The following is a 23,031-nucleotide window of genomic DNA, read 5'->3' on the forward strand; positions in this document are numbered from 1 at the left end:
GGCTGCGCGCCCGCGCACCTGCGATCTACGGGCTACGGGCTACGGGCTACGGGCTACGGGGCCATGGGCGCCGCCGGGGCGGCGGAGGGGCCGGCCGGGGGCGTGCCGCAGAACTCGGCCTCGACGATCCGGTCCACACCGCCCGCCCAGTCGCCGTTGACGTTGGCGGCCAGGGTGTGGTCGCCGGAGCGGGTCGAGACGACGACGGAGCCCGAGCCGTGGATCCCGCCGGTGTGGCCCCACACCTCGGTGCCGCAGGAGAGCTTGCGGTTCACGAGCCCCAGGCCGTACCCCCCGCCCTGCGCCTCCGGGCCGCCGGGCACCGCCGTCATCATCTCCTTGAGCTGCTGCTGCGGCAGGAGCCGGCCGGTGAGCAGGGCGCGCACGAACCGCTGGAGGTCCGCGGTGTCGGAGATCATCTCGCCCGCGGAGCCCGCGATCGAGGGGTTCAGCTCGGTGACGTCGTGCACGCGGGTGGCCGGGTCGGCCGGGTCGGCGCCGAGCGTGGAGTAGGCGCGCCCGGAGGGGCGGGGCATCCGGTGGTCGGTGCCGGGGACGCTGGTGGCGCGCAGCCCGAGGGGCCTGATGATCCGGCGCTCGACGGCCTCCCCGTACGGGCGGCCGGTGGCCTTCTCGACGATCATGCCGGCGAGGACGTAGTTGGTGTTGGAGTAGCGCCAGGAGGTGCCGGGGGCGAAGTCCGGCTCGTGCTCCATCGCGAGCGCCACGAGCTGCTCGGGGGTCCACGTGTCGTAGCGGTGCCGCAGGAAGTCCGGGCCGAAGACCTTGGCCTGGAATCCGGGGTCCGCGGTGACGTTGTAGATGCCGCTGGTGTGGTTGAGGAGCTGGCGGACGGTGATCTCGCGGCCGTCGTGGCCGTTGCCCCGCACCACGCCGGGCAGCCACTCCTCCACGGTGTCGTCGAGGTCGAGGCGGCCCTCGGCGTCGAGCTGGAGGACGACGGTGGCGACGAACGTCTTGGTGATGGAGGCGATGCGGAAGCGGTCGTTCGGGAGGCGCTTGCGGCCGGTGGTGCGGTCCGCGACGCCCGCGCCGCCGTTCCACACGCCGTGCCGGTCGCGGGCCTGGGCGAGGGCGCCCGGCAGCCCGTCCCGTACGAGCTGCCGCAGGGCCTCGCGGGTCTCGGCGTGCCGGCCGCCGCCGGAGCGGTCCTCGGCGGCTGCGGGGGCGGCGGCCGGGGTGGTGGCCGGGGCCGGGGTGGCGGTGGCCGGGGCGGTGAGCGCGGTGGCGGTCACCGCTGCCGCGACGAGGGCGGCGGCGAGTGCGCCGCGCGCGGTCCGTACTGACATGGGGTCCCCTCCTGGTGGCCTGACTGGCTGCCTTCGCCGGAGGGGACCGCGCGGGGGCGCGGGGGGTTGAGCGGGATGTCCGCCCGGTCACGGGGGTTGAGCCGGTTTCAGCCGTGTGTGGCGGGTGGGGCGGACGGGGGGCGGGGCGTTACCGGGGCCGGGCGGCCGGGGGCCGGGCGGCCGGGCGGCCGGGCGGCCGGCGTTGGCGGGTCACGGGTTGGCCGGGGAGTACTCGGGGGCCGACCACCGCAGGGGGCCGGTGTGCCGGGCCTCGACGGTGCCGGTGACGGTGAAGCGGACGGTACGGGCACCGGGGGTGAACTCGGTGCGGGCCGTGCCGGTGAGCTGGAGGGTGGAGCCGGTGGACCAGTCGACGAAGAGGAGCCCGGCGCGGGCGTCGGCGGCCAGGTTGCCGAGGGTGAGGAACATGGCGTTGCCCGGGTAGTCGGGCCACGACACCTCGGTGGGCGAGTCGACGCGGACGAAGCCGGGGTTGCCGCCGCGGTGGCTCGCGTCGGCGGCGCCGTCGGGGCCGACGGTGGCGACGAAGAAGGTGTCGGCCGCCCGGACGGCCTCCCGCTGGGCGGGGGTGAGGCGGTCGCCGCGGTGGACGGCGGCGGGGGCGGTGGGCTCCCCGGCCCCGTACAGCTCGCGCTTCTGGAGGTACTTGGGGCAGTTGGAGAACACCTCCTCGGCCTGGACCGACAGACCGGCCGGGGTCGGGGCGGCGGTGCCGTTGAGGCGCATGCGGCGGCGGGTGCGCGGGTCGAGCGCGATGGTGCCCAGGGGGGTGCGGCGGTCCGCGGGGAAGGCGGCGGCGAGCGGGTCGTGGGCGGGCACCCCGCCGCGCACGGCGACCGTCGTGGGGCCGGTGGCCCGGACGAAGCCGGGCGGGCCGGTCAGCAGGGAGCTCCAGAGGCGCCCGCCGCCGTCCGCCGCGCCGATCACCAGCATTGGCTGGAGTTCCAGGAAGGCGGCGGCGACGGGGCGGATGCCCCGGCCGATGGAGCGTCCCACGTGCTCCGCGGCGGCGCGGACGCCGACGCGGGTCTGCACGGCGAGCGATCCGGGGTGGTAGGGGGCGTGCGGGGTGTCCATGCCGGGGCGCTCCTCGCGGTCGTCCGGTCGGGGGTCGTCTGCCCGGGGCCGGCCGGCCCGGCCCGGGTGGGGGCCGGCCGACCCGCAGGGGCGTGCGGGCGTGCGGCTTCGGAGCCGTCGGATCAGAAGAAGCCGCAGGTCGGCGCCGCGGTGTGGGGCGCCGGGGCGGTGTCGGCGCCGGCGGCGGCGTAGACCTCCAGGCGGGTGCCGTCCGGGTCGTGGAAGAAGATGCCGCCGGACGCCGCACCCTCCCCGTGGGCGACGACCCCGTCGTACGCGAACGCGACGCCCCGCGCGGCCAGTTCGGCCTCCAGGGCCCGGACCTCGTCCATCGTGTCCACCTGGAAGGCCAGGTGGTGGAGGCCGGCGCGGGCCGGGGCGTAGCCCTCCTCGGCCTGCTGCCAGAGGGTGACGGCGAGGCGGCCCTCCCGGCCGAGGAAGGCGTGGCGGTGGCCGCCCTCCCCGCCCTCCCCGCCCTCGGCGAGCACCTCGAAGCCCAGGAGGTCGCGGTAGAAGGCCAGGGAGCGGTCGATGCCGGTCACGTTGAGGCCGATGTGCCCGGTGCGGAGCGTGCTGTTCGCCGTCATGGCGGTCCCTCTCGTCGACAGGTTCGTCTAACCAGTGATCGTGACTTTAAGGGTTAGAGATCGTCGACGTCAACCGGTGACGTAACCTTGAGGGGTTAGCACCGGCAGGACCGTCCCGAGGAGGCCGGCGGATGACCGCGCCCGACCCGCGCCCGCTCGTCGGCGAGCCCCTCTCGCTCGACCTGCTGAACACCCGCTGGGTGCAGGACGGCGCCCTCCGGGACCTGCTGACCGACACCGCCGGGCTGGCCGTCTGGCTGGCCGCCACCGGCCTCGACGCGCGGTTCCGCGCCGACGCGGCCACCCTCGACCACGTACGCGAGGCGCGCGAGGCACTGGCGGCCGCGGTGGACGCCCCCGGCGACCCGCGGGGCGCCGCACGCGTGGACGCCGTCCTCGGCCACGGCCGCATCCGGGCGACCCTCACCGCGGAGGGGCCCGACGAGGAGGCGGAGTTCGCCGATCCCGCGTGGGGCCCGGCCTGGACCGCCGCGCGCGACTACCTCGACCTGCTGCGCCGCGCCCCCGACCGGATCCGCGCCTGCGCCCACGAGGCGTGCGTCCTGCACTTCTTCGACACCTCGCGCAACGGCACCCGCCGCTGGTGCTCCATGGCGGCGTGCGGCAACCGCGCCAAGGCGTCCCGCCACTACGCCCGCTCGCGCGACACCTGACGCACCCTCAACCCCCGGGCCCCCGAGGCGATCCCGTATCGGGCGGTTTGCTCCCGATGGCGGGCGCCGCACCATGGCGGATGTCCGCCAGCAGGGGACTTTCGCCTCCGGCAGCCCTCCACAAGACCCCGTCGCGTACGCAAGGCTCAGCGGTCATCCGGTACCGAATTCCGGACTTCCGGACCGTCCTTTCACTCGACAGGGATGCTGAATGACGCTCGAACCCTCCCGCTCCATACCCGGAGCGAGACGCGCGGCCCGCATCGCGGCCGCCGCGGGCCTGGTCGCCGCGCTCGCCGCGACCGGCGCCGCCCCCGCCTTCGCCACCCCCGCCGAACCGCCGGCCGCCAACCCGGAGCCGGCCAAGTCCGCTGCGGAGAAGCTCGGTTCCGAGGACGCCGCGCGACTCGCCGAGGCCGAGTCCCGCGGCGAGAAGAACATCACGCTCATGGTCGCCACCGCCCCCGGCGCCACCGAGCAGGTCGCCCGCCAGCTCGACGCGGTCAAGGGCGGCACGGTCGGCCAGACGTACGACAAGCTCGGCTACGTCCGCGCCACCCTCCCGACCGCCGAGGCCGGATCCGCCATCGCCGCGGCGGCCAAGCTGTCCAGCGTCCAGGGCATCGACCTCAAGCACGAGATCGTGCTGGACGACCCGACGCCGGCCGCCGACCGCGCGAAGGGCGCCGCCACCGGCCCCGCCGGCACCTCCCCGGCGCCCGGCCCGAACACCCCGGCGGTCAACCCGTACAACCCGTCCCACGAGACGGGCGCCGTCGACTTCGTGCGCAAGTGGCCCAAGGCGGACGGCCGCGGCGTCACCATCGGCGTCCTCGACTCCGGCATCGACGTCAGCCACCCGGCGCTGCAGAAGACCACCACCGGCGAGCGCAAGATCGTCGACTGGGTCACCGCCACCGACCCGGTGAGCGACGGCGACCAGACCTGGCGCCGCATGGACGTCGCCGTCTCCGGCCCCGCGTTCACCGCCGAGGGCCGCGACTGGAAGGCGCCCGGGGGCTCCTACCGGTTCCGCACCTTCGCCGAGGCCGCCACCAAGGGCGGCGACATGAACGGCGACCTCAACCGCGACGGCGACACCACCGACGTCTGGGGCGTGCTGTACGACCAGGCCGCCGGCACCGTCCGCGTCGACCTGAACGGCAACGGCGACTTCTCCGACGACGAGGCGATGAAGCCGTACAAGGACGGCTTCCAGATCGGCTGGTTCGGCACGGACGACCCGGCGACCGAGGTCGCCGAGCGCATCCCGTTCGTCGTCGAGATCCGCAAGGACGTCGTCTACAACGCCGCCGGCGCCAAGGCCGACTACGTCAACATCGGCGTCATCGAGGGCTCCCACGGCACCCACGTCGCCGGCATCACCGCCGCGCACAAGCTCTTCGGCGGCCGGATGGACGGCGCGGCGCCCGGCGCCAAGCTGGTCTCCTCGCGCGCGTGCACCTGGAGCGGCGGCTGCACCAACATCGCGCTCACCGAGGGCATGATCGACCTCGTCGTCAACCGCGGCGTGGACATCGTCAGCATGTCCATCGGCGGCCTCCCGGCGCTCAACGACGGCAACAACGCCCGCGCCCGCCTCTACACCCGCCTGATCGACGAGTACGGCGTCCAGCTCGTCGTCTCGGCCGGCAACAGCGGCCCCGGCGTCAACACCATCGGCGACCCGTCCCTCGCGGACAAGGTCATCAGCGTCGGCGCGTCCGTCTCCCGCGCGACCTGGGCGTCCAACTACGGCTCGGCCGTCCGCACGCCGTACGCGATGATGCCGTTCTCGTCCCGCGGCCCGCGCGAGGACGGCGGCTTCACGCCGACCCTCAGCGCGCCCGGCGCGGCCGTCAACACCACCCAGACCTGGTCGCCCGGCGGCCCGGTCGCCGAGGCGGGCTACCCGCTCCCGGCCGGCTACTCGATGATGCAGGGCACCTCCATGGCCGCCCCGCAGGCCACCGGCGCCATGGCGCTGATGCTGTCCGCCGCCAAGCAGCGCGGCATCGAGCTGACCCCGGCGAAGCTCCGCACCGCCGTCACCAGCCAGGCCCACCGCATCCCCGGGGTGCAGGCGCACGAGCAGGGCGCCGGCCTCCTGGACGTCGTCGACGCCTGGAAGGAGGTGCTCCGCGGCGCCCACGCCCACGAGTACACCGTCAAGGCGCCGGTCGACACCGCGATCGACCAGTTCCTCGCCGAGCCCGGCTTCGGCACCGGCCTGTACGACCGCGAGGGCGGCGCCAAGGTCGGCCAGGAGAAGGTCTACGACGTCACCGTCACCCGCACCACCGGCCCCGACCGCCCGGTGCTGCACACGCTGCGCCTCCAGAACAACCACGAGCGCACCTTCCGCGTCGTCGGCCGCTCCGTGGTGACCCTGCCGCTGAACAAGCCCGTCACGGTCAAGGTGGCCGCCAAGCCGCGCAGCGCCGGCGTGCACAGCGCCGTCCTGGAGATCGGCGACCCGCTCACCCGCGGCACCGACAAGCAGGTCATGACCACGGTCGTGGCCGCCCACCAGCTCGCCAAGCCCGCCTTCGGCCTCTCGGCCAAGGGCACCGTGCAGCGCAACAGCCACCGGTCGTACTTCGTGAACGTCCCGGCCGGCGCGAAGTCCCTGGAGATCGCCCTCGGCGGCCTCGCCCAGGGCAGCCAGACCCGCTTCGTCTCGATCCACCCGTACGGCGTGCCGTCCGACCCCACGTCGACGATCAACTGCTACCCGAACTACCCCAACCCGGCGAACACCTGCCGCCCCGACCTGCGCTCGTACGCGAACCCGCAGCCGGGCGTGTGGGAGATCGAGGTCGAGGCGCGCCGCACGTCGCCGCTCCTGGACAACCCGTACCAGCTGGACGTCTCGGTGCTCGGCGCCTCCTTCGACCCGGCCGTCCAGACCCTGCCGGAGGTCACCCCCGGCCAGGCCGCGCCGGTCGAGTGGACCGTCTCCAACGGCTTCGCCGCGCTCGACGGCACGCTGAAGGGCGGCGCCCTCGGCTCCGCCAAGGTGGCCCGCCCGACGCTCGCCCACCACGCGGTGCAGCGCACCACCGTGGAGATCGGCGAGGGCGTGGACCGCTTCGACGTGGCCATCGGCAACGTCTCCGACAAGGCCGCCGACCTGGACCTGTCGGTCCTGCGCGACGGCGTGCAGGTGGGCTCGTCGGCCGACGGCGACTCCGAGGAGTCGGTGTCCCTGGTGAAGCCCGCCCCGGGCACCTACACGATCGTGGTCGACGCCTACTCGGTCCCGGCCGGGGAGACGGCCTTCGACTACAAGGACGTGTACTTCTCCTCCGCGCTCGGTGAGGTCAAGGTCGACGGGGCCGCCGCGGTTCCGCTGCCGAACGGCGCCTCGGCCCGCTTCGCCGCGCAGGTGCTGGTGAACGGCGCCGCCCCCGAGGGCCGCCAGTTCTTCGGCGAGGTCAGCCTGGTGAACGCGCGCGGCACCACCGCGGGCACCGGCAGCGTCGTGATCGGGAAGGTCACTCCGTAATCTGGAGGGATACGGAGTGAGGGGGCGGGCGTCCGACCGGGCGCCCGCCCCCGCCCCTTTCCCGGCCCGGCCCCCCGCCCGCGGGGCGCCCCGGCACGGCCCGGCCTCCCGCCCGCGGGGGCGCCCACGGCGCGGCGCGGACGTGCCCCGGCACGGCGCGGGCGTGGCGCTTCTCACCCCCTGGACAATGGATTGGACAAGGCGCCCGGGGAGAGACACATCATGGTTCAGCGCCCCCAGCTCGTACGTACGGAGGAGTACCCGTGAAGGTAGGAATCGTCGGAGCCACCGGTCAGGTCGGCACGGTCATGCGCTGCATCCTCGCCGAGCGGAACTTCCCGGTCGACGAGCTGCGGCTGTTCGCCTCCGCCCGCTCCGCCGGCTCCACCCTGGAGTGGCAGGGCCGCGAGATCACCGTCGAGGACGCCGCGACGGCCGACTACACCGGCCTCGACATCGTGCTCTTCTCCGCCGGCGGCGCCACGTCGAAGGCGCTCGCCGAGAAGGTCGCCGGCCAGGGCCCCGTGGTGATCGACAACTCCTCCGCCTGGCGCCGCCACCCCGAGGTGCCGCTGGTCGTCTCCGAGGTGAACCCGCACGCGGTCAAGGACCGCCCGAAGGGCATCATCGCCAACCCGAACTGCACCACCATGGCCGCCATGCCGGTCCTCAAGCCGCTCCACCAGGAGGCCGGGCTGGTCGCGCTGGTCGCCACCACCTACCAGGCGGTCTCCGGCTCCGGCCTCGCGGGCGTCGCCGAGCTGGACGGCCAGGTCAAGGCCGTCGCCGGGCAGGCCACCGACCTGACGCACGACGGCGAGGCCGTCGAGTTCCCCGAGCCGGGCGTCTACAAGCGGCCCATCGCGTTCAACGTGCTGCCGCTCGCCGGCTCGATCGTCGACGACGGGTCCTTCGAGACGGACGAGGAGCAGAAGCTCCGCCACGAGTCCCGCAAGATCCTGGAGATCCCCGAGCTGAAGGTGTCCGGCACCTGCGTGCGCGTCCCCGTCTTCTCCGGCCACTCCCTCCAGGTGAACGCCCGCTTCGAGCGCCCGATCGGCGTGGAGCGCGCGTACGAGCTGCTGAAGGACGCCGAGGGCGTCGAGCTGTCCGAGATCCCGACGCCGCTCCAGGCCGCCGGCAAGGACGCCTCCTACGTGGGCCGCATCCGCGTGGACGAGACCGTGGAGCACGGCCTGGCCCTGTTCCTCTCCAACGACAACCTCCGCAAGGGCGCCGCGCTGAACGCGGTCCAGATCGCCGAGCTGGTCGCGCGCGAGCTGCGCGGCTGACCCGCGCCCGCGCCGCCGTACGCCGCCGCAGGGGCGGTCCCGCCGTCGGGCGGGGCCGCCCCTGCGGCGTGCTGCGGTTATGCGCTCGGCACCGCGGACGGCCCGTGGAAGGATGGCCCCCAAAGTCGTACATGGAGGAGATGACCGGGTGCCTGGCACAAACCTGACCCGTGAAGAGGCGCGGCGGCGCGCGGCGCTGCTGACCGTGGACGCGTACGAGATCGACCTCGATCTCAGCGGCGCGCAGGAGGGCGGGACCTACCGGTCCGAGACCTCCGTCCGCTTCGAGTGCGCCGAGGAGGGCGCGCAGACGTTCGTCGACCTGGTGGCCCCGGCGGTGCACGAGGTGGTGCTGAACGGCAAGCACCTGGACGTGGCCTCGGTCTTCCGGGAGTCCCGGATCACGCTGAAGCACCTGAGGCAGGGCGTCAACGAGCTGAGGGTCGTCGCGGACTGCGCGTACACCAACACCGGCGAGGGCCTGCACCGGTTCGTCGACCCGGTGGACGGCCAGGCGTACCTGTACACGCAGTTCGAGGTGCCGGACGCGCGGCGGGTGTTCGCCAGCTTCGAGCAGCCCGACCTGAAGGCCACGTTCCGGTTCACCGTGAAGGCCCCGGCGGGCTGGTCGGTCATCTCGAACTCGCCGACCCCGGAGCCGCAGGACGGCGTGTGGGCCTTCGAGCCGACCCCGCGCATCTCGACGTACGTCACGGCCCTGATCGTCGGCCCGTACCACGCGGTGCACTCGACGTACGAGGGCCCGGGCGGGCAGGTCGTGCCGCTCGGCGTGTACTGCCGTCCGTCGCTGGCGGAGTTCCTGGACGCGGACGCGATCTTCGAGGTGACGCGGCAGGGCTTCGACTGGTTCCAGGAGAAGTTCGACTACGCCTACCCGTTCGCCAAGTACGACCAGCTGTTCGTCCCGGAGTTCAACGCGGGCGCGATGGAGAACGCGGGCGCGGTCACCATCCGCGACCAGTACGTCTTCCGCTCGAAGGTGACGGACGCGGCGTACGAGGTGCGGGCCGCGACGATCCTGCACGAGCTGGCCCACATGTGGTTCGGCGACCTGGTCACCATGGAGTGGTGGGACGACCTGTGGCTGAACGAGTCGTTCGCCACCTACGCGGAGGCCGCCTGCCAGGCGTACGCGCCCGGCTCGAAGTGGCCCCACTCGTGGACGACCTTCGCGAACCAGATGAAGACCTGGGCGTACCGGCAGGACCAGCTGCCGTCCACGCACCCGATCATGGCCGAGATCCGCGACCTGGACGACGTACTCGTCAACTTCGACGGCATCACGTACGCCAAGGGCGCCTCGGTGCTGAAGCAGCTCGTCGCGTACGTCGGCACGGACGCCTTCTTCCAGGGCGTGCAGGCGTACTTCAAGCGCCACGCGTTCGGCAACACCCGCCTGTCCGACCTGCTGGGCGCGCTGGAGGAGACCTCCGGGCGCGACCTGAAGACCTGGTCGAAGAAGTGGCTGGAGACGGCCGGCATCAACATCCTGCGGCCGGTGATCGACACCGACGCGTCCGGCGTCATCACGTCGTTCGCGGTGAAGCAGGAGGCCCCCGCGCTGCCCGCGGGCGCCAAGGGCGAGGCGATCCTGCGGCCGCACCGCATCGCGATCGGCTTCTACGACCTGGACGACGCCGGCAAGCTGGTGCGCACCGAGCGCGTCGAGCTGGACGTGGACGGCGAGCTGACCGGGGTCGAGGCGCTGACCGGCAAGCGCCGCCCGGCGGTCGTCCTGCTGAACGACGACGACCTGTCGTACGCGAAGGTCCGCCTCGACGAGGAGTCCCTGCGCAACGTCGTCGCGCACCTGGGCGACTTCACCGAGTCGCTGCCGCGCGCCCTGTGCTGGGCGTCGGCGTGGGACATGACCCGCGACGGCGAGCTGGCCACCCGCGCGTACCTCGACCTGGTGCTGTCGGGCGTCGCCAAGGAGTCCGACATCGGCGTGGTGCAGAGCCTGCACCGGCAGGTGAAGCTCGCGCTCGACCTGTACGCGGCGCCGGACTGGCGCGAGACCGGCCTGGCCCGCTGGACCGAGGCCGCGCTGGAGCACCTGCGGTCGGCCGAGCCGGGCAGCGACCACCAGCTGGCGTGGGCGCGGGCGTTCGCGGCGACGGCCCGCACGGACGAGCAGCTGGACCTGCTCGGGGCGCTGCTGGACGGCTCGGAGACGGTGGAGGGCCTGGTCGTCGACACGGAGCTGCGCTGGGCGTTCGTGGAGCGTCTCGCGGCGACGGGGCGGTTCGGCGCCGACGAGATCGCCGCCGAGCACGAGCGGGACAGGACGGCCGCCGGTGAGCGGCACGCCGCCACCGCGATGGCGGCGCGCCCGACGGCGGAGGCCAAGGCGGAGGCGTGGGCGTCGGTCGTCGAGTCCGACACGCTGCCGAACGCCGTGCAGGAGGCGGTGATCGCGGGCTTCGTCCAGACCGACCAGCGGGAGCTGCTGGCGCCGTACACGGCGGCCTACTTCGCGGCGGTCAAGGGCGTGTGGGAGTCCCGCTCCCACGAGATGGCCCAGCAGATCGCGGTGGGCCTCTACCCGTCGGTCCAGGTGTCGGCCGCGACACTGGACGCGACGGACGCGTGGCTGGAGAGCGCCCAGCCGAACGCGGCGCTGCGCCGCCTGGTCTCGGAGTCCCGCGCGGGCGTCGAGCGCGCCCTGAAGGCGCAGGCCGCCGACAGGTGAGCCGGGGGTCGCCCGCGGGCGGGCCGGGGGCGGTGCGTCGCCGGCCGCCCGCGGGTGGGCCGGCGGCCCGGTCGCCGGTGGGCCTTCGGCGGGCCGCCGGTGGGCCACTGGCGGGTCGCCGTCGGTGGGACGGGGCAGGTCGCCGTCGGTGGGACGGGGGCGGGGTGCCTTGACGGGTGCTCCGCCCCCGCCCGTTTCCGGGCGCCCGCGCTCCCGCCGGTGCGGCGGCCTACGGGCGGGCCTGCGCCCGCGGGACGGCCCCGGCCGGGGGGACGGTCGGCGGCGGGACGGCCCCGGTCGGCGGGAGGTCCTCCACGGCGAGCGGCGGGCGCCGCCGGGGCGCCACCTGGCCGAGGACCGTCGCGGTGACCGCCACGGCCATGCCGACCACCTGGACCGGCCCGAGGGCCTGGCCGAGTGCCGCCCAGCCGACGACCGCCGCCGTGATGGGCGACAGCGGGCCGAGCAGCATCACGGAGGTGGCGGTCAGCCGCTCGATGCCCCGGAACCACAGCCAGTAGCCGACGGCGGTGTTGACCAGCGCCAGGTACGCGTACCCCAGCAGCGCCTCGCCGTCCAGCGCGGGCGGCGCGCCCTCCACCAGGAAGGCGACCGGCGCGATGAGCAGGCCGCCCGCCGTGAGCTGCCAGGCGGTCATCACGAGCGGCCCGACGCCCTCCGGGCGCCCCCACCGCTTGGTGAGGACCGTGCCCGCGGCCATCGAGGCGGACGACAGGAGCCCGGCCACCACTCCGACCAGGTCGAAGGCCGCGCCCGCGTTCAAGACGACGAGGCTCACCCCGAACACCGCCGCGACGGCCGCGAGCAGCGCCCGTGCGGTGGGCCGCTCCCCCAGCAGCAGGGTCGCCAGGCCGATGACGAACAGCGGCCCCACCGAGCCGACGACGGCGGCGACGCCGCCCGGCAGCCGGTACGCGGCGAGGAAGAGGAGCGGGAAGAAGGCGCCGATGTTGAGCGCGCCCAGGACCGCCGAGCGCCACCACCAGGCTCCGGTGGGCAGCGTCCGGGTGAGCGCCAGCAGGGCCAGACCGGCCGGCAGCGCCCGCATCAGGCCGGTGAACAGCGGCCGGTCGGCCGGGAGGAACTCGGTGGTGACCGCGTAGGTCGTGCCCCAGGAGATCGGGGCGAGCGCGGTGACGGCGATGACGGCGGCGCGGGACGGCACAACCATGCGGATCGCCCCTCCTCTGGATCGGCGGTGCACGGGCAGGCCGGGGCCGATCGGCTCGGCGGGGGAGAGGAATCGACGCCGATCGGCCCGGTGACAAATAGCTTAGCGCTAAGCTACTTATCCGCAAGTGGCTTAATGCCGAGCTTCTTTCTTGCGGGTCAGCGGGGGGAGGGCGAGACTGCCCCCATGACCGCGACCCCCCACCGCGCCACCGCCGCGCACGACGCCCCGGCCGGGTCACCCTCCGGCACCCCGCACGACACCACCGCCCCCGGCGCCCGGCGCGGCGGGCCCGCCTCCGGTGCCCCGGCCGGGGTCCCCGACCCCGTCGACGCCATCACCGGCCAGTGGGCGGTCGTCCGCCCCGACCTGGACACGGTGCCCATGGCCGTCTTCGGGCGCATCACCCGGCTCACCCTCACGATGGCCGAGCGGATGGACCGCGCCTACGCGCCGTTCGGCATCTCGCGCGGGGAGTTCGACGTGCTGGCGACCCTGCGCCGCGCCGGGGAGCCGTACACCCTGTCGCCGCGCCAGCTCTCGGCGACGCTGATGCTCACCACGGGCGGCATGACGGGGCGGCTGGACAAGCTGGAGCGCGCCGGGCTGCTCAGCCGCAACCCGGACCCGCACGACCGGCGGGCCCTGCGCGTGACGCTGAGCGACCGGGGGCTGGAGTTGGTGGACGAGGCGGTGGCCGCCGGGCTCGCCGTGCAGCGGGAGGCCCTGTGGGCGGCGCTCGACGAGGACGAGGCGGAGCAGCTCGCCGGACTGCTGCGGCGGCTGCTCAACGCGACGGGGGCATGAGGCGGGGCGACGGCTCGGGGCCTGGGGCGGGGCCTGGAGCTGGGCCCGGAGCGGCGCACCGGCCTCGGGCGCGCGGCGGGCCGGCGACCGGGGCGCCCGGCGGGGCGACGTGCGGCGGGCCGCCGAGCGGGGCGGCGGGCCGGCCGGCGGGGCGCCGGCCGGGGCCCGAGCGAGAACGCCGGAAGGGCCCGGGAGCGCGCGAGGGCGCCGCGCGGCGGGTCCGGGACCCGGCGCGCGGCGCCCTGGCGGAAGCGGGGTGGGCCGGGCCCTCGGGGAGGGTCAGGCCTTCTTGGACCGGTCGAGCACCATGACGAGGCCGGCGATGACCGCGAACAGCACGATCGGGGCCACCACGAAGAGGCCGAGGGTCTCCACGACGCTCAGACCGGGACCCGGGTCGTCGCCGTCGTCGCGGGTCAGCGCGAGCGCGGGGGACGACATGAGCAGCATCATCAGCGTCGTACCGGTCGCGACGGCGCCGGCGCGCAGGGCGTTCTTCTTGTCCACGGAGCAAACGTAGCGAACGCCTAACCGCGCCGCGCGCCCGGGGGTGCCGTACGGGCCCCCGGCTCCTCCCACCCGGCCATCAGGGCGCGCAGCCGGGGCGACGCGGCGAGGTCCTCCAGCGTCACCGGCCGGCCGTCCGCCCCGGCGACCGGCAGACGCCAGTTCGGGTACTGGTCGGAGGTGCCCGGCAGGTTCTGCGGGCGCCGGTCCCCCACCGCGTCGGGCAGCCACACCCCGGTCATCCGGGCGGGCGTGCGCCGCAGGAACCGGTACACGGCCCGGATCTCCGCCTCCTCGTCCCGCGCGGCGCCCTCCTCCAGGAGGCCGAGGCCCCGCAGGTACGCCAGCCACTCGGCGACGTCCCCGGCGTCCTCGGCGCGCTCCTCCTCCAGCGGCCGGGCCAGCAGCCCCAGCCGGTGGCGCAGCTCCACGTGCTCGCCGGTCAGCCGGGACGCCGTGGGCGGCAGGTCGTGGGTGGTGGCCGTGGCCACGCAGTCGGCGCGCCACGCCTCGGGCGGCAGCGGCCGGCGGGTGCCCTCCCAGTCGCGCTCGAACCACAGCACCGACGTGCCGAGCACGCCCCGGCGCCGCAGCACGTCCCGTACGCCGGGCTCGACCGTGCCGAGGTCCTCGCCGATCACGGCGGCACCCGCCCGGTGGGCCTCCAGCGCGAGGACGGCGAGCATCGCGTCGGCGTCGTACCGGACGTACGTGCCGTGCGTCGGCGGCAGCCCGGCCGGCACCCACCAGAGCCGGAACAGCCCCATCACGTGGTCGATGCGCAGGGCGCCCGCGTGCCGGAACAGGGAGCGCAGCAGGTCCCGGTAGGGCGCGTAGCCGGACGCGGCGAGCGCGTCGGGGCGCCACGGCGGCAGCCCCCAGTCCTGGCCGTGCGCGTTGAAGGCGTCCGGCGGGGCGCCCACCGACATCCCGTGCCCGTACGCCCCGGCCTGCGCCCAGGCGTCGGCGCCGTCCGGGTGCACGCCGACCGCCAGGTCGTGGACGACGCCGACGGCCATGCCGGCCTCGCGGGCGGCGCGGGCGGCGGCGGCGAGCTGCTCGTCCGTCAGCCAGGCGGCCAGGCGGTGGAAGGCGATCCGGTCGGCCAGCTCGGCGCGGGCCCGCGCGGTCGCCGCCGACCGGGGGTCGCGCAGGCCCTCGGGCCACTGGGCGCGGTCGGCGCCGTACCGCTCGGCGAGCGCGCACCAGGTGGCGTGGTCCTCCAGCGCCGTCCCCCGCTCCGCGCGGAACGCGTCGAACGCGGCGCGGCGGCCGGGGCCGGGCGGGACGGCGGCCAGGATCTCCAGGGCGCGGCGCTTGAGGACCCAGACGGCGTCCCGGTCGATCAGCTCGCCCTTGCGCAGCACGCCGTCGCGCAGCTCCCCGGCGCGCGCGGCGAGGGCGTCGAGCTCGGCGCGGGCGGCCCCGGAGGCGTACGCGAACTCGGGGACGTCCTCGATCCGCAGGTGGACCGGATCGGGGAAGCGGCGCGAGGAGGGGCGGTATGGCGACGGGTCGGTGGGCGTGCCGGGTACGGCCGCGTGCAGCGGGTTGACCTGCACGAAGCCGCAGCCGAGCACCCGGCCCGCCCAGCCGGCCAGCTCCCGCAGGTCGCCGAGGTCGCCCATGCCCCAGGACCGGGCGGACAGCAGCGAGTACAGCTGGACCAGCACGCCCTGGCAGGGCGCGGGCGCCGGCACCCGCGCCGGGGCGACGACGAGGGTGGCGCGGCCGGCCCGCCCGTCCGGGGCGTGGGCCTCCAGGGCGTGCACCCCGGGCGGGAGATCCGCCCAGGGCACGGGCGAACCGGCCGTGCCGCCGTCCTCCAGGGTGATCCGCAGGACCGATCCGTCGGGGAGCGCGGCGACCGGCCGGGGCCGCCCGGCGGGCTCGTCGCCCTGCCACACGACGACGGTGGGCGGCAGCAGCCGGGCGGCCCGCGCCTCCTCGGCGGTGGCGAGGGACGCCTCGGTGGCGGCGGGCGTGGCCGCGTCGACGTCCAGGGCGCCGAGGACGGCGACGACGGTCGCGTCGGGCACCGGGACCGTGACGCCCGGGGACGGGGAGTACGCGGTGGCGACTCCGTGCAGCGCTGCGAGCCGGGCGAGGGTCATACGGCCTCCTGGACGCTTCGGACCCCGAGGGGGTCCGCCGGGCCCCGCGGTGGCCGGTCGGCCCTCGGCGGGCAGGCCCTGGAGCAGGCCCTGGAGAGGCCCGGGGGCAGGCCCCCGCGGGGCGGGCCCCCGGGGGGCGGACCCTCGTGGGGTCTAGGGGTGGATGAGGGGGGACTCCGCTCCGCCGGCGGTGCCGCGCGCGGTCGGTTCGCTGGTCAGGGGCGTGGCGTCGGTGAGCGGCGGTTCGCTGGTGAGGGGAGCGGCGTGGGCGAGAGGGGGTTCGCTGGTGAGGGGGGCGGCGTCGGCGAGAGGGGGTTCGCTGGTGAGGGGAGCGGCGTCGATGAGCGGGGGCTCGCTGATGAGCGGCGCCGAGGCGTACCGCGCGGTGCGGCCGGCCGGCGCGGGGCCGTCGAGCCGGGTGGATTCGCCGGCCGGCGGCGCGGGAACGCGGGCCGGGGGACGTTTGGAGAGCGCGGTGAGCAGGAGCTGGGGGGACGCGGCCATGGTGGCCTCCCTGTACGAAACGACAGTGGGACCCCCGAAGCCCTACCCAGCCCGCCCGCGCCCATCCGCGGAACGTGGCGCTGCTCACACCTCGGGGGAGCGCCGGACGCGGGGCGGGTGCGCCCCGCCCCGGCGGCTCGGTGTGCAAATACGACACATCGGCCACGCACATTGACACCTTCGTCAGGGGGTGGTGGGCTCGGAAACCCATCAGTAGGACCGGCCTGCCCGACGACCCGTCCGACGGCCCCGCCCGACGACCCGTCCGACGCCCTGACGGCGACCAGCCCGACGACGGAGCCGAGGACGGAGCCGAGGACAGGACGGACCCGACGACCGGTCAGACGACAGGTCCCGACGACGAGTTCCGGCCACCGGCCGGAGTGCGGTACGGCAGTACGGCCACCGGCAAAGCTACCCACAGAACCACGCAGGACGAGGGGAGACGCGCGTGCAGTTCGGTCAGCTCGCGCAGTTCGGTCGCACCGGTCGCGGCAAGGGCACCGCGACCGCCGTCGCGGTGGCGGTGATCGGCGGTCTGCTCGGCGCGGCGCCGGGCGCCCTGGCCGCACCGGGCGGCCCCGCCACCCCCACCGCCACGGCGCCCGACCGGGACACCGCGTCGCCCGACGGGGACGCGCGGGCGCCGGGCACGAAGGCGCCCGCCGCCCAGGCCCCCGGCCGGGGCTCCGTGGCCGGTGCGCCGCCCGCCGTGTGGCCGCGCCCGCAGTCGCTGCGGACCGTGCGGGGCGCCGCCGTGCGGCTGGGAGACGAGGTGACCCTCGTGACCGCCCCGTACGCCGACCCGTACGCCGTGGACGCCCTGGAGGACGTGCTGCGGGCGGCGGGCGTGCGCGAGGTGCGCCGCACCGGTCCGGGCGGCGCGGACGGGGCGCGCGGGACGGTCGTGTGGATGGGCGGCACCGGCGCGCACGACGCGCTGCGCGCCCTGCGCGCCCCCGAGCGCGGCGACCTCCCCTCCGGCGGCTACCGCCTGGCCACCGGCCGCCACCTGGACCGGGACACCGTCGCCCTGGACGGCGTCGGCACGGACGGCCTGTTTCACGCCGTGCAGACGCTGCGCCAGCTCGTCGCGGCGGACCGCACCGTGCCGGGCGTCGTCGTCCGCGACTGGCCGGGCACGGCCGTGCGGGGCCTGTCCGAGGGCTTCTACGGCCGCCCCTGGAGCCACCGGCAGCGCCTCGCGCAGCTCGACTTCATGGGCCGCACCAAGCAGAACCGGTACCTGTACGCGCCGGGCGACGACCCGTACCGGCAGGCCCGGTGGCACGAGCCGTACCCGGCCGGGCAGCGCGCCGAGTTCCGGGAGCTGGCCGAGCGGGCCCGGCGCAACCACGTGACGCTCGCCTGGGCCGTGGCGCCCGCGCAGTCGATGTGCCTCTCCTCCGCCGACGACATGAAGGCGCTGAAGCGCAAGGCCGACGCCATGTACGCGCTCGGCGTGCGGGCCTTCCAGCTCCAGTTCCAGGACTCCGCGTACGACGAGTGGCACTGCTCGCGGGACGCGGAGGTGTTCGGCAAGGGCCCCGGCGCCGCCGCCCGCGCCCACGCCCGCGTCGCGAGCGAGCTGTCCCGGCACCTCGCCGACCGCCACCCGGACGTCGAGCCGCTGTCGCTGATGCCGACCGAGTTCTACCAGGAGGGCGCCACGGAGTACCGGACCGCGCTCGCCGGCGCGCTCGACGCGGGCGTGCAGGTCGCCTGGACCGGTGTCGGCGTCGTGCCCCGCACGATCAGCGGCGCCGAACTGGCCGAGGCCCGCCAGGTGTTCCGGCGCCCGCTGGTCACCATGGACAACTACCCGGTGAACGACTACGCGCAGGACCGGGTCTTCCTGGGCCCGTACACCGGCCGGGAGCCGGCGGTCGCGGCCGGTTCGGCGGCGCTGCTCGCCAACGCCATGGAGCAGGCGTCCGCGTCCCGCATCGCGGTCTTCACCGCCGCCGACTTCGCCTGGAACCCGCGCGGCTACCGCCCGCAGGAGTCCTGGCTGGCCGCCCTCGACGACCTGGCCGGGGACGACCCGGAGGCCCGCCGGGCGCTCGGCGCGCTCGCCGGGAACGACGCCTCGTCGCTGCTGAACCCGCAGGGCGAGTCGGCGTACCTGCGCCCCCTGCTCGCCGAGTTCTGGCGGACGCGGAGCGCGGCGGGCGTACCGCCGGCCGTCCGCGACCGGGCGGCGCGGGACCTGCGGGCGGCGTTCACCGTGATGCGGGGCGCGCCCAAGGCGCTGGCCGGCACGGACGGGGGGCGCCTGGACGACGAGCTGCGGCCCTGGCTGGACCAGCTCGCCCGGTACGGGCGCGCCGGGGAGACGGCCGTGGACATGCTCCAGGCGCAGTCGCGCGGGGACGGCGCGGCGGCCTGGCGGGCCCAGCTGGCGCTGGAGCCGCTGCGCGGCGCCCTGGCGGCGAGCCCCGCGAAGGTCGGCACGGGGGTGCTGGACCCGTTCCTGAAGCGCGCCGCGGACGAGGCGGCGGCGTGGACGGGCGCCGCCCGGCGGACCGGCGAGCCGTACCGCACGGAGACCTCGTACACGGTGGACCTCGGCCGGGCCCGCCCGGTGGAGGCGGTCACCGCGATGGCGGAGCCCGGCGCGGACGGCCCGGCTCCGGGGGGCTCGCCTTCGGGGGGCTCGCCTTCGGGCGGGGGCTCCGCTCCGGCGGGCGCCGTGGAGGTGCACGTGCCGGGCGAGGGGTGGCGGCGGCTGGGCCCGCTGTCGCCGACCGGCTGGACGCAGGCGCGGGTCGGCGGCGGGCTGCGGGTGGACGCCGTGCGGGTGACCTGGCCGGCGGGCGCGGAGGTGCCCGTACGGAGCCTGGTGCCGTGGTTCGCCGACGAGCCGCGCGTGACGCTGGACCTGCCGGACGACGAGACCGACGCGGTGATCGGCGGCGGCCCGCAGCGGCTGGAGGCGGTGCTGTCGGCGCGGCGGCCGGAGGCCGTGCGCGGCGCCCTCGCGGTGCGGGCGCCCAAGGAGCTGGTGGTGGGCGTCCCCAAGGAGACGACGGTGCCGCGCGGAGTGGCCGCGCGGGTGCCCGTGACGATCACGGTGCCGGAGGGCACCCCGGCCGGCTCGTACCCGGTGACGCTCTCCTTCGCGGGCGAGGAGCGGACGCTGACCGTCCGGGCGTACCCGGCGACGGGCGGGCCCGACCTGACCCGCTCCCCCGGCGCGGCGGCCTCCTCGTCGGGCGACGAGACGCCCGACTTCCCGGCGTCGGCGGCGGTCGACGGGGACGCGGAGACCCGCTGGTCCTCACCGGCCGAGGACGGCGCGTGGTGGCAGGTCGAGCTGCCCGGACCGGCGCGGGTGGGCCAGGTGGTCCTGCACTGGCAGGACGCGTACGCGAAGCGGTACCGCGTCGAGGTGTCGGCGGACGGCCGGACCTGGCGCACGGCGGCGACGGTCACCGACGGCGAGGGCGGCCGGGAGACGGTCCGCATGGACGCCCCGGACACCCGCTTCCTGCGCGTCCAGGGCGAGGAGCGGGCGACGCGCTTCGGCTACTCGCTGTTCGACGTGCAGGCGTACGCGGTGGCGGAGAAGGCCCCGGAGGCGGGCCGGCGGTAGGGGCGGCCCGGACCGGGCGGGGCCGCCGGAAGGAACGGGCGGCCCGGACGAGGGGCGGCCCGGACGAGGGGCGGCCCGTACGACCGGGAGGCCCCCGGCACGGCCGAGGCACCGCACGAACGCCCCTCCCCCGCTCGTCCGACCGGGGAGGGCCCCCGGCACGACCGAGGCACCTGCCGTAAGCCCCTCTCCGCCCCCCCTCAGGCGGATACGCCCTCCAGGCGGATACGCCCTCCAGGCGGATACGCCCTCCAGGCGGATACGCCCTCCAGGCGGATACGCCCTTCAGGCGGATATGCCGTCGATCCTGGCCAGGGCGTCGTCCGCGCCGTAGGGCTGGAGGTAGGGCAGCCAGCGGGGGTCGCGGTGGCCGGTGCCGATGATGCGCCAGGCGAGTCCGGTGGGCGGGGCGGGGGGCTGGTGCAGCCGCCAGCCCAGCTCGCGCAGGTGCCGGTCGGCCTTGACGTGGTTGCAGCGGCGGCAGGCCGCGACCACGTTGTCCCAGGCGTGCCGGCCGCCGCGGCTGCGCGGTACGACGTGGTCGACGCTGGTTGCGACGCCACCGCAGTACATGCAGCGCCCGCCGTCACGGGCGAACAGCGCTTTGCGGGTCAGTGGAACGGGCCCCCTGTAGGGGACCCGTACGAACCGTTTGAGACGTACGACGCTGGGGGCGGCCATCGCCCGGGTGGCGCTGTGCAGGAAGGCGCCGGACTCCTCAAGGCACACGGCCTTGTTCTCGAGGACGAGTACGAGCGCGCGGCGGAGCGGTACGACGCCGAGGGGCTCGTACGACGCGTTGAGGACCAGGACATGCGGCACGGGTGCCTCCTTGTACGCCGGCGGCGCGTGGCTCGCGCCGGGACGATCTGCTCACAGTCTCCCCTCCCGCCTGGTCGGAGCGCCACCACATGGGCGTAACGGGCCGGAGGTGTTTTCGACCACAGGGTGGTCATCCCCACATGAGACGAGGCTCTCCCTCGAACACGGCGACGAACCGCCCCACCCGCGCCGTTTAATGGAGTGACCCGCCCGTGATGCCAGGAGGTTCCCCGCCGTGCTGTGGTCGGCCCCGCCCGCTGTCCCCCCTTCCGCTTCCGACCCGTCCCCGTCGGCCGGGACCCCCGTGACCCTGGACGAGGCCGCCCGCCAGGCCGGGGAGGCCGCGGGCTGGGTGGAGCAGAACTGGGCCACGTGGGTCAACACCGGCCTGCGGATCGTGCTGATCCTCGCCATAGCGGTGACGCTCCGCTTCCTGATCCGGCGGGCGCTGACGAAGCTGATCGACCGCATGAACCGCAGCGCCCAGGCGGTGCAGGGCACGGCGCTGGGCGGGCTGCTGGTCAACGCGGAGCGGCGCCGGCAGCGGTCGGAGGCGATCGGCTCGGTACTGCGCTCGGTGGCGTCGTTCCTGATCATGGGTACGGCGGCGCTGATGGTCCTGGGCGCGTTCCAGATCAACCTGGCGCCGCTGCTGGCATCGGCCGGTGTGGCCGGCGTGGCGATCGGCTTCGGCGCGCGGAACCTGGTGACGGACTTCCTGTCGGGCGTCTTCATGATCCTGGAGGACCAGTACGGGGTGGGTGACTCGATCGACGCGGGCGTGGCGTCCGGCGAGGTCATCGAGGTGGGCCTGCGGGTGACGAAGCTGCGCGGCGCGGACGGCGAGATCTGGTACGTCCGCAACGGCGAGATCAAGCGGATCGGCAACCTGAGCCAGGGCTGGGCGACGGCGGGCGTGGACGTCACGGTCCGCCCGACGGAGGACCTGGACGCGCTGAAGAAGCTGATCGAGGGCGTGGCGGAGGAGCTGGCCGCCGAGGAGCCCTGGAACGAGCGGCTGTGGGGCCCCATCGAGGTGCTGGGCCTGACCGAGGTCATGATCGACTCCATGACGCTGCGGGTCTCGGCGAAGACGATGCCGGGCAAGGCGCTGGGCGTGGAGCGGGAGATCCGCTGGCGGATCAAGCGCGCCTTCGACGCGGCGGGCATCCGCATCGTCGGCGGCGTCCCCCTGGCGACGGACGACACCCCGCCGGCCGACCCCACGGCGGCCATGGCCGCCCCCTCCGCCTTCGCCTCCCCCACCACCCCCCAGTCCCTGGCCACCACCCCGATACCCCAGCCCTCGACAGGCCCCAACCTCGCCAAGCACTGACCCCACGCAGACACACAGGCGCCCCGCACCGGACGGTGCGGGGCGCCCACTGTTTGGTCCGGGCTGGCGCGGTCTACCGTTTTCCGCTATCTGTCACGGGCCGGTACCCGATGGACTTACCACCGCCCCGGCCTACCCTGAGTCACCCACATACCGCGCAGCATTCCGTCAGCACCTCTGCCGAACAGGAGATCCTTATCCGGCAAATCACTAACGGAGCCAGAAGCGGATCGCTGCGGCGATGACGGTGCGTGGAAGATGTAGACCCACTCACCTTGACAAGTAGCGACCACGCGGGCCCTCTTGAGCCGACAGACGGTCCGCTTCGACCTCGTTGCGGAGCCGGTCGCGGTCGCAGTGGAAGCCAGCAAGCCCGCCACCTTCTCTGCCTCTGCGTCGGCGGACCCAGCAGTTCCCACTCACGATTCGTCAGCCCCCGAACCGTGACCACACAAACGAGCGACTGGCCGGTAGGCACATGATCCGCTGGACGCTGCCCATTCACACGCGAGGCCGTTCACGCCTCTCCACGGCAGGCGGAGAGAACGTCGGGTGCCAGAGGGGCCCGAAGCCAAGACCGTAGCCAAAAGCCTCGAAATCTTCGACCGCTACCCAAAGACACCCCCACCCTAACCACTAAGCAGGTTGACGACAGTCGAAAGGAATGACCAGCCGGAGATGACACTTCAATCCGCCATCCGCTCCAGGACCAGATCAACCTCCCCCTCAATCTCTTGATCAGCAGTAAGATGAACATGCATCCCGTCACACACACCTCCTTGCGCAAGCGTGAGAAGATGCCGCGCCAATGAAGTCAGCCCCGCACGGTTGCCCTTAATAAGCACCTCAGAGCCAGCCACAGAGACCATGATTTCAAAGCCGTCATCCCACGAGAAATGCAGACCTTCACCAGGACGGTAATCGGGGGTAGTAATCACTTGCTCCATAGAGTCCTCCTAATTAGCCTCTTAC

General features: G+C 74.9%; 16 protein-coding genes. 7 read left to right on the forward strand and 9 right to left on the reverse strand.

Annotated features, from left to right (window positions below):
• Positions 1 to 53: 53 nt before the first annotated feature.
• The 3 genes from CP974_RS09600 to CP974_RS09610 all read right to left on the reverse strand — a co-directional run bounded on the left by CP974_RS09600 (position 54) and on the right by CP974_RS09610 (position 2,995).
• A complete protein-coding gene (locus CP974_RS09600; RefSeq protein WP_031129237.1) occupies positions 54 to 1,310 on the reverse strand; it encodes a serine hydrolase domain-containing protein in 1,257 nt (418 codons plus the stop codon).
• A 210-nt stretch (positions 1,311 to 1,520) separates the two neighbouring features.
• Positions 1,521 to 2,408, reverse strand: coding sequence for a pyridoxamine 5'-phosphate oxidase family protein (locus tag CP974_RS09605; protein WP_031129236.1), 888 nt, complete (start codon positions 2,406 to 2,408; stop codon positions 1,521 to 1,523).
• Between the two features lie 122 nt (positions 2,409 to 2,530).
• Positions 2,531 to 2,995 carry a VOC family protein gene (locus CP974_RS09610; RefSeq protein WP_031129235.1) on the reverse strand — a complete coding sequence of 155 codons (465 nt, stop codon included), beginning with the start codon at positions 2,993 to 2,995 and terminating at the stop codon, positions 2,531 to 2,533.
• A 131-nt stretch (positions 2,996 to 3,126) separates the two neighbouring features.
• On the opposite strand from CP974_RS09610, the gene CP974_RS09615 reads away from it, so the two are divergent.
• The 4 genes from CP974_RS09615 (at position 3,127) to pepN (ending at position 11,182) form a co-directional block, all read left to right on the forward strand.
• The gene (locus tag CP974_RS09615; RefSeq protein ID WP_031129233.1) at positions 3,127 to 3,669 is read left to right on the forward strand and encodes a CGNR zinc finger domain-containing protein; all 543 of its coding nucleotides are present in this window, start codon (positions 3,127 to 3,129) and stop codon (positions 3,667 to 3,669) included.
• Between the two features lie 211 nt (positions 3,670 to 3,880).
• Entirely contained in the window at positions 3,881 to 7,177 is a 3,297-nt protein-coding gene (locus tag CP974_RS09620; protein WP_031129231.1) for a S8 family serine peptidase, read from the forward strand.
• Between the two features lie 263 nt (positions 7,178 to 7,440).
• Positions 7,441 to 8,469, forward strand: coding sequence for an aspartate-semialdehyde dehydrogenase (locus tag CP974_RS09625; protein ID WP_031136047.1), 1,029 nt, complete (start codon positions 7,441 to 7,443; stop codon positions 8,467 to 8,469).
• A gap of 148 nt (positions 8,470 to 8,617) precedes the next feature.
• Positions 8,618 to 11,182: an aminopeptidase N gene (gene pepN / locus CP974_RS09630; protein ID WP_031136045.1), complete on the forward strand. Its 2,565-nt coding sequence runs from the start codon at positions 8,618 to 8,620 to the stop codon at positions 11,180 to 11,182.
• 229 nt (positions 11,183 to 11,411) lie between these two features.
• Here pepN and CP974_RS09635 read toward each other — a convergent pair whose 3' ends face one another.
• Complete coding sequence (locus CP974_RS09635; RefSeq protein WP_031136043.1) at positions 11,412 to 12,374, reverse strand: EamA family transporter; 963 nt, start codon at positions 12,372 to 12,374, stop codon at positions 11,412 to 11,414.
• Between the two features lie 384 nt (positions 12,375 to 12,758).
• Here CP974_RS09635 and CP974_RS09640 point away from each other — a divergent pair, with 384 nt between their 5' ends.
• Positions 12,759 to 13,181, forward strand: a complete 423-nt coding sequence (locus CP974_RS09640; RefSeq protein ID WP_223844555.1) for a MarR family winged helix-turn-helix transcriptional regulator — start codon at positions 12,759 to 12,761, stop codon at positions 13,179 to 13,181.
• Positions 13,182 to 13,460: 279 nt separating this feature from the next.
• On the opposite strand, the gene CP974_RS09645 is transcribed toward CP974_RS09640, so the two are convergent.
• The 3 genes from CP974_RS09645 to CP974_RS09655 all read right to left on the reverse strand — a co-directional run bounded on the left by CP974_RS09645 (position 13,461) and on the right by CP974_RS09655 (position 16,306).
• Positions 13,461 to 13,688, reverse strand: coding sequence for a hypothetical protein (locus CP974_RS09645; protein WP_023588684.1), 228 nt, complete (start codon positions 13,686 to 13,688; stop codon positions 13,461 to 13,463).
• Between the two features lie 20 nt (positions 13,689 to 13,708).
• Positions 13,709 to 15,802: a 4-alpha-glucanotransferase gene (malQ, locus tag CP974_RS09650; RefSeq protein ID WP_031130445.1), complete on the reverse strand. Its 2,094-nt coding sequence runs from the start codon at positions 15,800 to 15,802 to the stop codon at positions 13,709 to 13,711.
• A gap of 153 nt (positions 15,803 to 15,955) precedes the next feature.
• Entirely contained in the window at positions 15,956 to 16,306 is a 351-nt protein-coding gene (locus tag CP974_RS09655) for a hypothetical protein (protein ID WP_031130447.1), read from the reverse strand.
• 451 nt (positions 16,307 to 16,757) lie between these two features.
• On the opposite strand from CP974_RS09655, the gene CP974_RS09660 reads away from it, so the two are divergent.
• Complete coding sequence (locus tag CP974_RS09660) at positions 16,758 to 19,901, forward strand: glycoside hydrolase family 84 protein (protein WP_031130449.1); 3,144 nt, start codon at positions 16,758 to 16,760, stop codon at positions 19,899 to 19,901.
• 285 nt (positions 19,902 to 20,186) lie between these two features.
• Here the strand turns inward: CP974_RS09660 and CP974_RS09665 are convergent, their stop codons facing one another.
• Complete coding sequence (locus CP974_RS09665; protein WP_031130451.1) at positions 20,187 to 20,723, reverse strand: HNH endonuclease; 537 nt, start codon at positions 20,721 to 20,723, stop codon at positions 20,187 to 20,189.
• 235 nt (positions 20,724 to 20,958) lie between these two features.
• On the opposite strand from CP974_RS09665, the gene CP974_RS09670 reads away from it, so the two are divergent.
• Positions 20,959 to 22,059 (forward strand): mechanosensitive ion channel family protein, encoded by a 1,101-nt coding sequence (locus CP974_RS09670; RefSeq protein ID WP_031130453.1) that lies wholly within the window; start codon positions 20,959 to 20,961, stop codon positions 22,057 to 22,059.
• Between the two features lie 686 nt (positions 22,060 to 22,745).
• Here the strand turns inward: CP974_RS09670 and CP974_RS09675 are convergent.
• The gene (locus tag CP974_RS09675; RefSeq protein WP_078915524.1) at positions 22,746 to 23,006 is read right to left on the reverse strand and encodes an Imm32 family immunity protein; all 261 of its coding nucleotides are present in this window, start codon (positions 23,004 to 23,006) and stop codon (positions 22,746 to 22,748) included.
• Positions 23,007 to 23,031: the final 25 nt, after the last annotated feature.

The sequence above is a fragment of the Streptomyces fradiae ATCC 10745 = DSM 40063 genome (genome assembly GCF_008704425.1).
GTDB classification, from domain to species: domain Bacteria; phylum Actinomycetota; class Actinomycetes; order Streptomycetales; family Streptomycetaceae; genus Streptomyces; species Streptomyces fradiae.